Origin of the sequence: Herbiconiux aconitum (assembly GCF_024979235.1) — a bacterium.
Classification (GTDB): domain Bacteria; phylum Actinomycetota; class Actinomycetes; order Actinomycetales; family Microbacteriaceae; genus Herbiconiux; species Herbiconiux aconitum.
In genome coordinates this window covers 1,582,523-1,596,462 of record NZ_JANLCM010000002.1, presented here as the reverse complement: position 1 = coordinate 1,596,462, position 13,940 = coordinate 1,582,523, and the positions used below count along the sequence as shown (strand labels likewise).

Below are 13,940 nucleotides of genomic sequence, written 5' to 3'. Positions count from 1 at the left end.
ACGAGACGATGGCACGGTTGACGAACAGCGAGCTGGCCGCGATGGTCGAACAGCTCCAGGCGGAGAACGAGCGGCTACGGGCGCATGCGGGACTCGCCGACACCCTTCCGCTCGACACTGAGAGTGGTCTGGAGCCCGTCAAACGCCGGCGTCGAGGGCGAGGCCGCACCGTCGCATCCGTCGTTCTCGTGGTGATCGGCCTGATTCTGGCGCCGGTGGCCGTTGCGGCGACCTGGACGCAGAGTCAACTGGCGAACACCGAGGCCTTCGTCTCGACGTTCGCGCCGCTGGCCGAAGATGCCGCCATTCAGGCCTTCGTGATCGAGGAGGTGATGACCGCTGTCGAAGAGCAGGTCGACTTCGAGAAGACCACCAGTGACGTGTTCGACGCGGTCGACGAACTGGGGTTGCCGCCGGCCGCATCCGCTGCCCTGTCTGCGCTGAAGAGGCCCGCGGCGCTCGGCCTGCAGTCGCTCGCCACCACGGTGGTGACGAACTTCGTCGAATCTCCGGCTTTCGCCGACATTTGGGAGCAGGCGCTCCGGGTGAGTCACCAGCAGCTGGTGGCGGCCATGACCAACGATCCGGCGGGTGCCCTCTCGATCTCCTCCTCAGGGGAGCTCTCGGTGCAACTCGGCCCGATCATCGAGGCGGTGAAAGCCGCCATGATCGACCAGGGCTTGAGTTTCGCGGATGCCATCCCCAGCGTCGACATGAACATCGTGGTGGCGCAGTCGGACAGTTTCGGTCAGCTCACCCTCGCCTACGGGTTGGCGGTCAGCCTCGGGGTGTGGCTGCCGTGGATCGCGATCGCCTTTCTGGCAGCGGGCGTCGTGGCGGCGAAACGCCGCACCGTGGCGCTGTTCTGGACGGGGTTGTCGCTCGGCGCGCTGATGGTTCTGCTCGGGATCGGTCTGCGGATCGGGAACCTGGTGACGGTCGCGTCGATCGCTCCGCGGTACGTGCCGATCGACGCCGCGGGAGTGATCTACGACACCGTGACGTCGATGATCGCCAGCACGGTCGTGGCGGTGGCGGTGCTCGCGTTCACGGTGATGGTGATCAGCTGGGCCGTCGGTCCTTACCGACCGGCACCGGCTCTGCGCCGAGCCTTCGGAGACGCCGCGACGCGGCTCCGTGCCATCGGCGACGCGCGCGGGATCTCCACGGGGGCCTTCGGGCGGGTGCTCGGTAAGCAGCGAGTGCTCATCCAGGTGCTGATCGGTGTGGCCGCGGCGGCCTTCATCCTGTTCTTGCGCCCGTTGTCGACGGGGCAGATCATCTGGACCGCGGTGATCGCGGTGGTGCTCTTGCTGCTCGTCGAGCTGCTGCAGCGGCCCGTGCCACCGGAGATCGTGGTGGTGGAGGTGCCGGAGGCGGAGGAACCGGACAACCCCGCCGAGAAGTCCGACGACGACTTGCTCATCTCGTGAACGACGAATGGCGTCGCAGCACTGTTAGGATGGAACTCCGTGGACGATGCTCATGACGCGGAACGTAAGAACAACCAAAACGACTCGAAACTGACGAAGCACATCTTCGTCACCGGGGGTGTCGTCTCCTCTCTGGGTAAAGGCCTCACCGCCGCCAGCCTGGGCAATCTGCTCACCGCGCGCGGACTCCGCGTCGTGATGCAGAAGCTCGATCCCTATCTCAATGTCGATCCGGGAACGATGAACCCGTTCCAGCACGGCGAGGTCTTCGTGACCGACGACGGCGCGGAGACCGATCTCGACATCGGTCACTACGAGCGGTTCCTCGACATCAACCTGAATCAGGCCGCGAACGTGACGACCGGTCAAATCTATTCCAGCGTCATCGCCAAGGAGCGCCGCGGCGAATACCTGGGCGACACGGTGCAGGTCATTCCGCACATCACCGATGAGATCAAACGACGGATGCGCCTCCAGGCTCACGACGCCTCCCGCCCCGACGTGATCATCACCGAGATCGGCGGCACGGTGGGCGACATCGAGTCGCAGCCGTTCATCGAGTCGGCCCGCCAGGTTCGCCACGAGCTGGGCCGCAAGAACGTTTTCTTCGTGCACGTTTCGCTGGTGCCCTTCATGAACGCCTCGGGTGAGCAGAAGACGAAGCCGACGCAGCACTCGGTCGCCGCCCTCCGGTCGATCGGCATCCAGCCCGACGCGCTCGTGCTGCGGAGCGACCGGCCCGTCTCGGAGAGCAACAAGCGCAAGATCGCGCTGATGTGCGACGTCGACGAGCAGGCCGTGGTGAACGCCATCGACGTTCCCTCGATCTACGACATCCCGACGATGCTGCACGAGCAGGGACTCGACGCCTACATCGTCGACCACCTCGACCTCGGATCGAAGGCCACCGACGTGGACTGGTCGGGCTGGCAGCCGCTGCTCGACGCCGTGCACGAGCCCAAGCACGAGGTGACGATCGGTCTGGTGGGCAAGTACATCGACCTGCCCGACGCCTACCTCTCGGTGACCGAGGCGTTGCGGGCGGGCGGGTTCGCCCACCGTACGAAGGTGAAGATCAAGTGGATTCCGTCGGACAACTGCCAGACGCCCGAGGGAGCCGCCCGCGAGCTCTCCGGGGCCGAGGGCGTCGACGGCATCCTGGTGCCCGGCGGATTCGGCGTGCGCGGCATCGAGGGCAAGCTCGGCGCGCTGCGCTTCGCCCGCGAGAACGGCATCCCGGCCCTGGGGCTCTGCCTCGGCCTCCAGTGCATGGTGATCGAGTACGCCCGCAACGTGGTGGGCCTTCCGGGCGCCTCGTCGAGCGAGTTCGACCCCGACACCGAGTTCCCCGTGATCGCGACGATGGCCGAGCAGGTCGACATCATCGCCGGCGGCGACCTCGGCGGAACCATGCGCCTCGGTCTCTACGAAGCCGAACTCGCGGCCGGATCGATCGTGGAAGAGGTCTACGGCGCATCCTCAGCTGCCGAGCGCCACCGTCACCGTTACGAGGTGAACAACAAGTACCGCGAGCAGATCGCCGATGCCGGCCTGTGGTTCTCCGGCGTCTCGCCCGACGGACACCTGGTGGAATACGTCGAGCTGCCGCGCGACGTGCACCCGTACTACGTGGCGACCCAGGCGCATCCGGAGCTGCGGTCGCGGCCCAGCCGGCCGCATCCGTTGTTCCAAGGTCTGGTTGCCGCGTCGCTCGAGCGTCAGGAAGCCACCCGGCTGTTCCCGGTGCAGGATGCCGATGCCTGAGCTGGCCGACGAGTTCGCCGAGGCGCCCGTCTCGTCGAGCGAGGTCGTGTTCGACGGCTACGTCTGGGACGTTCGCCGTGAAGGTTTCGACTTCGGGGGTGCGACCCTGCACCGCGATTTCGTGGACCATCCCGGGGCCGTCGCGATCTTCGCGCTGGACGACGACGACCGGGTGCTGCTGATCAAGCAGTACCGGCATCCGGTGCGCCGTCGCGAATGGGAGCCGCCCGCCGGTCTCCTCGACGTCGACACCGAATCGCCGCTCGACGCCGCCAAACGCGAGCTGGCGGAGGAGGTCGACCTCGCCGCATCCGATTGGCACGTGCTGATGGATTACGTGACGACCCCGGGCGGCAACAACGAGGCCATCCGCATTTTCGTCGCCCGCGGACTCAGCGCCACCGCCGCCTTCGCCCGCGAGGGCGAGGAGGCCGACATGGAGAAGCGCTGGGTGAGCCTCGACGAGCTGTTCGAGGCCGTGCTCGCGAGCCGCGTTCAGAACCCCTCGCTCGTGATCGGTACCCTCGCCGCCCACGCCTCTCGCGCGCAGGGTTGGGCGACCTTGCGGGCCGCCGACGACGCCTGGCCCGCCCATCCGCGGTTCCGCGGGGCGGCGACCGGACACGCCGCCGAGTAGCACCGGCGACCATGACCCAGCAGGTGGCGGCGGAACCGACCGGGATCAACCGGGCGATCGACGGTTTTCTGCGCCACATCACGATCGAACGGGGACTGGCCGCCAACACCGTCGCCGCGTATCGCCGCGACCTCGGACGCTACGCGGACTGGCTGCGCTCGCGGGGGATCGATGACGTCGCGGTGGTGGCTGAGGCCGACATCAGCGCCTTCACCCAGGCGGCCCGCACCGCGAGCGAGACCGAGCTCAGCGCCTCGTCGATCGCGCGCATCCTGTCGTCGGTGCGCAGCTTCCACCGCTACCTGGCCGAGGAGGGCCTCGTCGACACGGATGCCGCGCGCGAGGTGAAGCCGCCGAAACTCGCCCTGCGCCTGCCCAAGGCCATCTCGATCGAGCAGATGGACCGGCTGCTGACCGCGACGGGCGGCGACGACCCGGTGTCGTTGCGTGACCGCGCGCTGCTCGAACTGCTCTACGCCACCGGTGCGCGCATCTCGGAGGTGGTCGACCTCAACGTCGACGACGTGCAGGACGGGGACATCGTGCGGGTGACCGGAAAAGGCAGCAAGCAGCGGATCGTGCCCGTGGGGCGGTATGCGCGAGCCGCCCTCGATGCGTACCTCGTGCGGGTGCGACCGGTGTTCTCGGTGCGCGGTCCGTCGACGCCGGCGTTGTTCCTGGGCATCCGGGGCCAACGCCTCAGCCGACAGGCCGCCTGGCTCGTGATCCAGACCGCGGCCGATCGGGCGAAGCTCGAGACGCACATCTCGCCACACACCTTCCGGCACTCCTTCGCCACCCACCTCCTGCAGGGCGGCGCGGATGTGCGGGTGGTGCAGGACCTGCTGGGGCATTCGTCGGTGACGACGACGCAGCTGTACACGCACGTGACCGCGGACACGTTGATCGACATGTACCAGACGGCACACCCGCGGGCCAGGTGAGATGAGCGTTGCACATTCCAGGTGGTCGGAGATGAGAATGCACGCAACAGGCCCTACTCGATGACCCAGGGTAAGCGCGCGGCCGCGGTAGCGACCACACGCGAACATGTCGCGCGGCGCCGGGCGAGGACCGGCGACGCCCGGAGTGGCTGCGCGAAGCACAGCCACTCCGGCATAGAATCAGTCAAGTCCGCCGGGATGGCGGGCAGGAACGAGGAGTGACTTCGGTGCCGACCAGGATCACGAGAACGGCGAAGAAGAAGCAGGCCGATGAGCTGGCGGGCCTCGATCTCCCCAAAATCGGCCCCACCGGCAGGCCGCTCCGCGAGTTCCCGGTGCCGGCACCACTGAAGTCGCACGGGCCGGCGCGCATCATCTCGCTCTGCAACCAGAAGGGCGGCGTCGGCAAGACGACGACCAGTGTCAATGTGGGAGCGGCGCTCGCCGAATACGGCCGCAAGGTGCTCGCCATCGACTTCGACCCGCAGGGTGCTCTCTCGGCCGGTCTCGGTGTGCTGACGCATGACGCCCCCACCATCTACGACCTCCTCCTCGGCACGCTGAAAGACCCGAACGAGGCCATCCAGCACACGAGCGTCGAGGGCCTCGACATCATCCCGGCCAACATCGACCTCTCGGCCGCCGAAGTGCACCTCGTGAGCGAGGTGGCACGCGAGTCGATCCTGTCGCGGGTTCTGCGCAAGGTGAGCGACCAATACGACGTGATCCTGATCGACTGCCAGCCCTCACTGGGCCTCCTCACCGTGAACGCGCTGACGGCGAGCCACGGCGTGCTGATCCCGCTCGAGTGCGAGTACTTCGCGCTGCGCGGGGTGGCGCTGCTGGTGGAGACGATCGACAAGATCCGCGACCGGCTGAACCCCGCCATCGTGCTCGACGGCATCCTCGCCACCATGTACGACCCGCGCACCCTGCACTCGCGCGAGGTGCTCGAACGCGTGGTGGAGACCTTCGGCGACAAGGTGTTCGAGACCGTGATCGGTCGCACCGTGAAGTTCCCCGACGCCACCGTGTCCGGTAAGCCCATCACCCAGTTCGCACCGGAGCACTCCTCGGCCAAGTCGTACAAGCAGCTGGCCAGAGAACTGGTCGCCCGTGGCGCGATCGCCTGAGAACCAGCTCGCGCCAGAGGGGGCGGCGACCGCACCCGGCTTCTCGCTGACCCTGTCGAACTTCGAGGGGCCGTTCGATCTGCTGCTGACCCTCATCTCGAAGCACGAACTCGACATCACCGACATCTCGCTCAGCCGGGTGACGGATGAATTCATCGGCTACCTGAAGAACCTCGACTCCGACGTGGAGCTCGACCGGGCATCCGAATTCCTCGTGGTGGCGGCGACGCTGCTCGACCTGAAGATCGTGGGGCTGCTGCCGCAGGGCGAGCTCGTGGACGCCGAAGACGTGGCGTTGCTCGAAGCACGCGACCTGCTGTTCGCGCGTCTGCTGCAATACCGCGCCTTCAAGGAGGTGTCGGCGTGGCTGGCCGATCGCTTCGACGAGGAGTCGACACGTCGGCCGCGCCAGGTGCGGCTCGAAGAGAAGTACCGGCAGCAGACGCCGGAGCTGGTGTGGACGCTCTCGGCCGACGACTTCGCGGCGCTCGCCGCCTTCGCGCTCGCACCACGGGAGATCCCCGTCGTGGGGCTCGAGCACCTGCACGCGCCGCTCGTGAGCATCCGGGAACAGGCGGCGCACGTCGTGGCGGTGTTGCGGTCGTCGGGCGCCCCGGTCTCGTTCCGGCAGCTGATCGTGGGCATCGCCGAGAAAGGGGTGGTGATCGCCCGCTTCCTGGCCGTGCTCGAGCTCTACCGGCACGCCTCCATCTCGTTCGAACAGCTCGAACCGCTCGGCGAACTCACGCTGCGCTGGACGGCCGAGAACTGGAACGAAGACAACCTGGCCAACTTGGGAGCCGATTATGACAACTGAGATGACGGAAGAACGGGACGAGAGCGTCGCGGAGCCGATCGCACAGATCGACGTCGACCGGGCGCTCGAAGCGATCTTCATGGTGGCCGATGAGCCGCAGAGCCTGGTGTCGCTCGCAACGGCGCTCGCCCGCCCGGTGCCCGTGGTGCGCCAGGGGATCGAACGGCTCGTCGAGGACTACGACGGTGTGGCCCCGAACTCCGTGCGCCGAGGATTCGAGCTGCGCGAGGTGGCGGGCGGCTGGCGCATCTACGTGCGCGGCGAATGGGACGGGCTGGTGGCCGACTTCGTGCTCACCCAGAACCCGTCGAGGCTCTCGCAAGCCGCACTGGAGACGCTCTCGGTGATCGCCTACAAGCAGCCGATCAGCCGCGGCGCAGTGGCCTCCATCCGCGCCGTCAACGTCGACTCCGTGGTGCGGACGCTGTTGAGTCGCGGACTCATCACCGAGGTCTCCACTCAGGCGGAGACCGGCGCGATCCTCTACGGCACGACGGACATGCTGCTCACGCAGCTCGGCATCAACTCGCTCGAGGAGCTGCCGAAGATCTCGCCGCTGCTCGACGACGGCAGCGACGGATTCGACGAGATCGGAATGGCACGATGACCCCCTTCGAGATCCCCCCGTGGGACGACAACGCAGAACCCCAGGGCGTTCGCCTGCAGAAGGTGATGGCGGCTGCCGGCGTGGCGTCGCGCCGCGTCTCCGAGCAGCTGATCGAGGCCGGGCGGGTGGAGGTCAACGGCCAGGTCGTGATCGAGCTCGGGCGCCGGATCGACCCCGTGAACGACCAGGTCTCCGTCGACGGCGTCGCCGTGCAGCTCGACCCGGCGAAGCGCTACGTGATGCTCAACAAGCCCATCGGCATCGTGAGCTCGCTGGCCGACCAATACGGCCGGCCCGACCTCCAGCGGTACACCGAGCAGTACGAAGAGCGCCTCTTCAACGTGGGGCGGCTGGATGCCGAGACCAGCGGACTGCTCATCCTCACCAACGACGGCGACCTGGCGCACGTGCTCGCGCATCCGTCGTTCGGTGTGCTGAAGACCTACATCGCGAAGGTGGACGGGCGGGTCAGCCCGCAGACCGTCTCGAAGCTCACGAACGGGATCGACCTCGAAGACGGTCCGATCTCCGCCGACAAGGCGCGACTGCTCGACGTCGACCGTGAGACCTCCATCGTGGAGCTGACGCTGCACTCCGGGCGCAACCGGATCGTGCGTCGCATGCTGCACGAGGTGGGGCACCCGGTCACCGAGCTGGTGCGGCGCTCCTTCGGGCCGTTGAACCTCGGCACCCTGAAGGCGGGCGGATTGCGCGACCTGACTAAAGTAGAAGTCGGCCTGCTGCTCACCCTGTCGCGCGACGCCATCGACGAAGTGGGACCGCCCGCTGCCGGGTCGGAGGAGTCGGACGGGTCGCCGCAGTCCGTCGAAGAAACCGAGGAGTGACCGTGGTCGAGAGCCGTCTGACGGGGCCCGTACGGGTCGTCGGGGTGGGCCTGCTCGGCACCAGTATCGGTTTGGGCCTCCGCGCTCGCGGGGTCGACGTCATCCTCTCCGACGCGTCGCCGACGAACGTCAGCATCGCCGTCGACTACGGCGCCGGACGGGGAGCGACGGATGGCGATGAACCGCAGATCGTGGTGGTGTGCGTGCCGCCCGACGTGACCGCATCCGTCATCGTGCGCGAGCTCTCGGCCTACCCGCGCGCCGTCGTCACCGACGTGGCGAGCGTGAAGAAGCCGATCCTCGACGCCGTGATCGCCGCGGGCGGCGACGTGACCCGTTACGTGGGATCGCATCCCCTCGCCGGGCGCGAGAAGGGCGGCCCGATGTCGGGCCGCGCCGACCTGTTCCTCGGCCGACCGTGGGTGGTGGCCGGCCATGCCGGAATCTCGTACCAGACCGCCGCCGCGGTCGACGACCTCATCCTCGACCTCGGCGCGACCCTCGTGGAGATGACCGCCGAGGAGCACGACTCGAGCGTCGCTCTCGTCTCGCATGCCCCGCAGGTGGTGTCGACCCTGATGGCACGTCGCCTCGCCGGCGCTCCGGATGCGGCGGTGAACCTGGCGGGCCAGGGACTTCGCGACGTCACGCGCATCGCGAGCAGCGACCCCGAGCTGTGGGTGCAGATCCTCGGCGCGAACGCTGCGCCCGTGGTGTCGGTGCTGGAGGAGTTCCGCGCCGACCTCGACCGCTTCATCGACGCGCTCGCCGACCCGGTGGCACCCGGATCGCGCCGCAGCATCGCCGAAGAACTGGCCGGCGGCAACACCGGAGTCGCCCGCATCCCGGGCAAGCACGGTCAAGATCGGCGCTTCGCCTCGCTCGTCGTGATGGTCGACGACACCCCGGGCGAACTGGCGCGACTGCTCACCGAGATGGGCGAGATCGGCGTGAACCTCGAAGACCTGCGCCTCGAGCATTCGCCCGGCGCCCAGATCGGCCTCGCCGAGATCGCGGTGCTGCCCGAGGCCGTGGAACGACTGACGGCCGCGCTCGCGGACCGTGGATGGAGGATCGCCGGATGAGCACCGGTTCAACACCCGTGATCGTGGCGATCGACGGCCCCGCCGGCAGCGGCAAGTCGAGCGTGAGCCGCGCCGTTGCCAAAGCCCTCGGCTTCGCCTACCTCGACACCGGGGCGTCGTATCGCGCGCTGTCGTGGCACCTCATGGTGCGGGGGATCGACGCCGCCCAGGCGTCGGACGTCGTGGCCGAGCTGCCGAACTTCGACTTCCGGATCGGCACCGACCCCGACGACTACTACGTGCGCGTGGGCTCCGCGGACGTGACGGAGGCGATCCGCGAGCCGCGTGTCACCGGCGTGGTCAGCCTCGTCGCGCGCATCCCCGAGGTGCGGCGCTGGCTCAACGAGCGCTTCCGGATGATCATGGCGGGCACCCCGTTCGACGGGATCGTGGCCGAGGGCCGGGACATCACGACGGTCGTCGCGCCGGATGCGCCGGTGCGCATCCTGCTCACCGCCACAGAAGACGCTAGAATGGCGAGGCGTTCTAAGGAACTGACCAGCGAGTCGGCCGCCGCCGTCGGTGAGGCCCTCCGGTCTCGCGACAAAGCGGATTCTCGCGTCGTCGACTTCATGAACGCCGCCGACGGCGTCACCACCGTCGATTCCACCGACCTCGACTTCGAGCAGACCGTTTCCGCGGTGGTCGAAGTCGTTCAGACAGCGAGGACCTCGCATGGCGGATAGCCAGAACCCCACCTCCAGCCCCGTCAACGACCCGGAGGAGTTCGACGCGCCCGACGACGACCTCGTCACGCGGCTCGCCGAGGTCGACGAAGATCTGGCGGAGCAGCGGGCAGCGACCCTGCGCTCGGGCCTCAACGACTACGAGCTCGACGAGGGCGACCTCGACCTGCTCGAGCTCTCCGACGACTACCCCGACGGCATCTTCTATCTGCCCGCACTGCCGGTGCTCGCGATCGTGGGCCGCCCGAACGTGGGCAAGTCGGCGCTGGTGAACCGCATCCTGGGGCGTCGTGAAGCCGTCGTGGAAGACACGCCGGGTGTTACGCGCGATCGTGTGGCGTACAAAGCGGAGTGGAACGGGCGCCGGTTCACCCTCGTCGACACGGGCGGCTGGGAGCCGGATGCCTCGGGCATCAACGCCGCCGTCGCCGCGCAGGCCGAGGTCGCGATCGACCTTGCCGACGTGGTGCTGTTCGTGGTGGACTCGAACGTGGGCGCCACCGCCACCGACGAGCACGTCGTGAAGCTGCTTCGCCGAGCGAATCGGCCCGTGTTCCTCGCCGCCAACAAGGTCGACGACGTGCGGCAGGAGCCCGGCGCCTCGGCCCTGTGGTCGCTCGGGCTCGGCGAGCCGTACCCGGTTTCGGCATTGCACGGCCGCGGGGTGGCCGACCTCCTCGACATCATCATGGAGAAGATGCCCGAGGTCTCCAACGTCGCCAAGCAGGAAGTGGGCGGGCCGCGTCGCGTCGCCATCCTGGGTCGGCCGAACGTGGGCAAGAGTTCGCTGCTGAACAAGGCGGCGGGCGAGGAACGTGTCGTGGTCAACGAGATGGCAGGCACCACCCGTGACCCGGTCGACGAGCAGATCGAACTCGGCGGCAAGGTCTGGACCTTCGTCGACACCGCCGGCATCCGGAAGCGCGTGCATCTGCAGCAGGGGGCCGACTTCTACGCGTCGCTGCGCACATCCGCTGCTCTGGAGAAGGCCGAAGTGGCCGTCGTGGTGCTGGATGTCACCGAGCCGATCTCGGTGCAAGACCTGCGCATCATCGACCTCGTGCTCGAATCGGGCCGCGCGCTCGTGCTCGCGTTCAACAAGTGGGACCTGCTCGACGACGAGCGGCGCCGCTACCTCGAACGCGAGATCGAGCAGGATCTCGCGCACGTCACCTGGGCGCCGCGCGTGAACATCTCGGCGCGCACCGGGCGGCACCTGGAGCGGCTCGTGCCCGCGCTCGAGCTCGCGCTGGATTCGTGGGACACGCGTATTCCGACCGGCAAGTTCAACGCTTTCCTCGCCGAACTCACGGCGGCGCATCCGCACCCCGTGCGCGGAGGCAAGCAGCCGCGCATCCTGTTCGGAACGCAGGCCGCGTCGCGCCCGCCGACCTTCGTGCTGTTCGCGACCGGCTTCCTCGACCCCGGCTACCGCCGCTACGTGCAGCGTCGACTGCGCGAGATCTACGGCTTCGAGGGATCACCGATCGTGGTCAACATGCGGGTGCGCGAGAAGCGCAAGCGCTAGTGCAGCAGTTCGTTGAGCGTTCGCAGCTGCGGACGCTCGACGAGCGGCTCGTCAAGGTGCGGTGGTAGACCCGTGATGCGGAACACCGTGCTCTCGCCCGGCAACAGCGTGACGAGCGAGGTGTCGGCCTCGGCCGCTGGGGCCAGGCGGTCGGGGAACACGCTGAGGTCGACGAGCACGGTGTGCGCGGTGACGGTGAGTTCGACCACCTCCCCGCGACGCTCGATCGTGGTGTCGAATCGGGCTGTCGGGAGGTCGAGGTCACGGGGTTCGGCGTAGAACCAGATGTCGCGTTCACCCGTGTCGCTCTCCACGACGAGCAACTCGGAGCGTGGGTCGGTGGCTGTTGCGACATCCTGTGGGAGCCGGATCTCCGCGGTCGCCAGCCGATCGGCGGCGAACCGGCCGGTGAACCGGGCCAGCTCGCGCCCGTCGAAGGAGAGCCGTCGCACCGTCAAACGGATGCGCCACGAATCCGAGCGGTCGTTCACGGCGACCACGGCCAGACCCTCTGCGCGCGGCTGCACCGTCAGGAGCGCGGTCGCGTTCGCATCCCGCAAGGCATACCAGAGAAGCTTCTTGCGGCCGTCGCCGTCGACCGCCGACCACGATGTCACCGGCCAGCAGTCGTTGAACTGCCAGACGATCGTGCCGAAGCATCGCGGATGCAGTGACCGGAAATGGCGCACGCCCAGCCCGATGGCCCAGGCCTGGTTCAGTTGCAGGGCGAAGTGCCAGTCGTCGAAGTCGACCGGCACATCGAGGTGGGGGACGAGGCCCCGCTCCAGCTTGTGATTGCCGGCGTTCGCCTTTTGGTGGTGCAGCGTGCCGGGTGACCTGGAGGTCAGGGTGCGGTCGCGGATCGATCGCGCGATGGTGGAGTAGGCCGCCGGCCCCTGCCAGCCGAACTCGGACACGAATCGCGGCGCGGAGTCGCGGTAGTGCCGGTAGTCGAGCTCGTTCCAGACATCCCAGATGTGCTTCAGGCCGTGTTCGTCGGCATTCGGATGCACGTCCATCGTTCCGGAATAGGGGCTGCCGGCCCAGTAGGGACGGTTCGGATCGACCGTCGCCACGATCTCCGGCAGGAGGTCGAGGTAGTAGCCGAGCCCCCACGTGCGGTCGCCGATCTGCTGCTGCCAGTCCCAGTCGAACCAGCCCCAGATGTTCTCGTTGTTGCCGTTCCAGAGCACGAGGCTCGGATGTGGCAGGAGCCGCTGCACGTTGTCGCGCGCCTCGGCGGCGACCTCGGCGGCGAGCCGCTCGTCCTCGGGGTAGGCCGCACAGGCGAAGAGGAAGTCTTGCCAGACCATGATGCCGAGCTCATCGCAGAGCCGGTAGAAGGTGTCGCTCTCGTAGACTCCACCACCCCAGATGCGGAGCAGATTGATGTTCGCGTCGACCGCCTGGACGAGTCGTTCCCGCAGACGCTGCTCGGTGACGCGCGGCAGGAAGCAGTCGTCGGGAATCCAATTCGCCCCGCGCACGGGAACGGCCGCATCGTTGATGAGAAAGGCGAAGGCCGAACCGATCTCGTCGGCGGAGGTGTCGAGTCGCACGGTCCGGAACCCGATGCGCTCGCGCCACTCGTCGAGCAGCGTGTCGCCCTCGAGCAGGCGCACGGATGCCTCGTGGAGGGGCTGGTCGCCGAGCCCGGTGGGCCACCACAGCTCCGGCTCGGGCACGGACACCTCCACGAGCGCGCTGACCGCTCCGGCTTCGATGTCGGCGCGCGCGTGCGAATGACCGATTCGAGCATCGAGGCGCAGTGCCGTCCCGGCGGGAGCGGCGAGCTCCACCTCGAAAAGCGCTCGTCCGGTGGCCCCGGTGACCGTGACATGCGGGCTGACGCGGGCGATGCGCGACGGTGGGCCGCTGACGAGCGTCACAGCGCGCCAGATGCCGGCGGTGACGAGCGCGGGCCCCCAGTCCCAGCCGAAGTTGCAGGCCATCTTGCGCAGATAGTTGAACGGAGCCGGATAGATATTCGGCAGCTCGCCGATGCGCTTGCGCTCCGCCTCGCCGAAAGCCCAGGCGGAATGGAACCGCACCTCGAGGATGTCGTCACCGCCGCCGAGCACCTCCGTGACATCCATCTCGTATCGGCGGTGCATGTTCTCGGTGCGTGCGACGACCGTTCCGTTCACGGTGACGGAGGCCACCGTGTCGAGGCCGTCGAAGGCGAGCACGGTGCGGTCGCCCGGCGCGGGGGAGTGACGGAGGGGAAGCGAGTAGACCCACTCGGCTCGACCGATCCAGTCGAGCGTGATCTCATTCAGGTCGAGATAGGGGTCGACGATGAGGCCGGCGGCGAGGAGGTCGGTGTGCACGGTTCCCGGGACGGTCGCGGGGATCGGCAGGGCATCGCGGATGTGCGCAGGAACCCTCGAGGAATCCGTTCCGGGAGCAAGATCGAGTGTCCAACCGTGGCTGAGGGCGGTGCGCGTGATCATCGAACTCC

The 13,940-nt window shown here is 68.0% G+C and carries 12 protein-coding genes; 11 read left to right on the top strand and 1 reads right to left on the bottom strand.

Annotation, left to right across the window (positions count from 1 at the left end):
• Positions 1 to 8 precede the first annotated feature (8 nt).
• The 11 genes from N1027_RS19025 to der all read left to right on the top strand — a co-directional run bounded on the left by N1027_RS19025 (position 9) and on the right by der (position 11,479).
• Positions 9 to 1,433: a hypothetical protein gene (locus tag N1027_RS19025; protein ID WP_259510236.1), complete on the top strand. Its 1,425-nt coding sequence runs from the start codon at positions 9 to 11 to the stop codon at positions 1,431 to 1,433.
• Between the two features lie 39 nt (positions 1,434 to 1,472).
• A complete protein-coding gene (pyrG, locus tag N1027_RS19020; protein ID WP_308199808.1) occupies positions 1,473 to 3,197 on the top strand; it encodes a CTP synthase in 1,725 nt (574 codons plus the stop codon).
• Positions 3,190 to 3,834 carry an NUDIX domain-containing protein gene (locus N1027_RS19015; protein ID WP_259510235.1) on the top strand — a complete coding sequence of 215 codons (645 nt, stop codon included), beginning with the start codon at positions 3,190 to 3,192 and terminating at the stop codon, positions 3,832 to 3,834. Before pyrG ends, N1027_RS19015 begins: the two co-directional genes overlap by 8 nt.
• 11 nt (positions 3,835 to 3,845) lie before the next feature.
• A complete protein-coding gene (gene xerD / locus N1027_RS19010; protein ID WP_259510234.1) occupies positions 3,846 to 4,778 on the top strand; it encodes a site-specific tyrosine recombinase XerD in 933 nt (310 codons plus the stop codon).
• Positions 4,779 to 5,017: 239 nt separating this feature from the next.
• Positions 5,018 to 5,911, top strand: coding sequence for a ParA family protein (locus N1027_RS19005; RefSeq protein ID WP_372499783.1), 894 nt, complete (start codon positions 5,018 to 5,020; stop codon positions 5,909 to 5,911).
• A complete protein-coding gene (locus tag N1027_RS19000; protein ID WP_259510231.1) occupies positions 5,895 to 6,728 on the top strand; it encodes a segregation and condensation protein A in 834 nt (277 codons plus the stop codon). The genes N1027_RS19005 and N1027_RS19000 overlap by 17 nt, the downstream gene beginning before the upstream one ends.
• A 1-nt stretch (position 6,729) precedes the next feature.
• Positions 6,730 to 7,335, top strand: a complete 606-nt coding sequence (scpB, locus tag N1027_RS18995; protein WP_259510229.1) for an SMC-Scp complex subunit ScpB — start codon at positions 6,730 to 6,732, stop codon at positions 7,333 to 7,335.
• The gene (locus N1027_RS18990; RefSeq protein WP_259510221.1) at positions 7,332 to 8,180 is read left to right on the top strand and encodes a pseudouridine synthase; all 849 of its coding nucleotides are present in this window, start codon (positions 7,332 to 7,334) and stop codon (positions 8,178 to 8,180) included. The genes scpB and N1027_RS18990 overlap by 4 nt, the downstream gene beginning before the upstream one ends.
• Positions 8,177 to 9,265, top strand: coding sequence for a prephenate dehydrogenase (locus N1027_RS18985; RefSeq protein WP_259510219.1), 1,089 nt, complete (start codon positions 8,177 to 8,179; stop codon positions 9,263 to 9,265). Before N1027_RS18990 ends, N1027_RS18985 begins: the two co-directional genes overlap by 4 nt.
• Positions 9,262 to 9,951 carry a (d)CMP kinase gene (cmk, locus tag N1027_RS18980; protein ID WP_259510217.1) on the top strand — a complete coding sequence of 230 codons (690 nt, stop codon included), beginning with the start codon at positions 9,262 to 9,264 and terminating at the stop codon, positions 9,949 to 9,951. Before N1027_RS18985 ends, cmk begins: the two co-directional genes overlap by 4 nt.
• Entirely contained in the window at positions 9,941 to 11,479 is a 1,539-nt protein-coding gene (gene der / locus N1027_RS18975) for a ribosome biogenesis GTPase Der (RefSeq protein ID WP_259510216.1), read from the top strand. Before cmk ends, der begins: the two co-directional genes overlap by 11 nt.
• On the opposite strand, the gene N1027_RS18970 is transcribed toward der, so the two are convergent.
• Entirely contained in the window at positions 11,476 to 13,932 is a 2,457-nt protein-coding gene (locus tag N1027_RS18970) for a glycoside hydrolase family 2 protein (RefSeq protein WP_259510214.1), read from the bottom strand. The two genes, der and N1027_RS18970, sit on opposite strands and share 4 nt — an antisense overlap.
• Positions 13,933 to 13,940: the final 8 nt, after the last annotated feature.

Bases quoted from the DNA above. Each gene is read 5' to 3' on its own strand.
- N1027_RS19025 (WP_259510236.1), top strand. From the start codon at position 9: ATGGCACGGTTGACGAACAGCGAGCTGGCCGCGATGGTCGAACAGCTC.
- N1027_RS19015 (WP_259510235.1), top strand. From the start codon at position 3,190: ATGCCTGAGCTGGCCGACGAGTTCGCCGAGGCGCCCGTCTCGTCGAGC.
- xerD (WP_259510234.1), top strand. From the start codon at position 3,846: ATGACCCAGCAGGTGGCGGCGGAACCGACCGGGATCAACCGGGCGATC.
- scpB (WP_259510229.1), top strand. From the start codon at position 6,730: ATGACGGAAGAACGGGACGAGAGCGTCGCGGAGCCGATCGCACAGATC.
- N1027_RS18990 (WP_259510221.1), top strand. From the start codon at position 7,332: ATGACCCCCTTCGAGATCCCCCCGTGGGACGACAACGCAGAACCCCAG.
- cmk (WP_259510217.1), top strand. From the start codon at position 9,262: ATGAGCACCGGTTCAACACCCGTGATCGTGGCGATCGACGGCCCCGCC.
- der (WP_259510216.1), top strand. From the start codon at position 9,941: ATGGCGGATAGCCAGAACCCCACCTCCAGCCCCGTCAACGACCCGGAG.
- N1027_RS18970 (WP_259510214.1), bottom strand. From the start codon at position 13,932: ATGATCACGCGCACCGCCCTCAGCCACGGTTGGACACTCGATCTTGCT.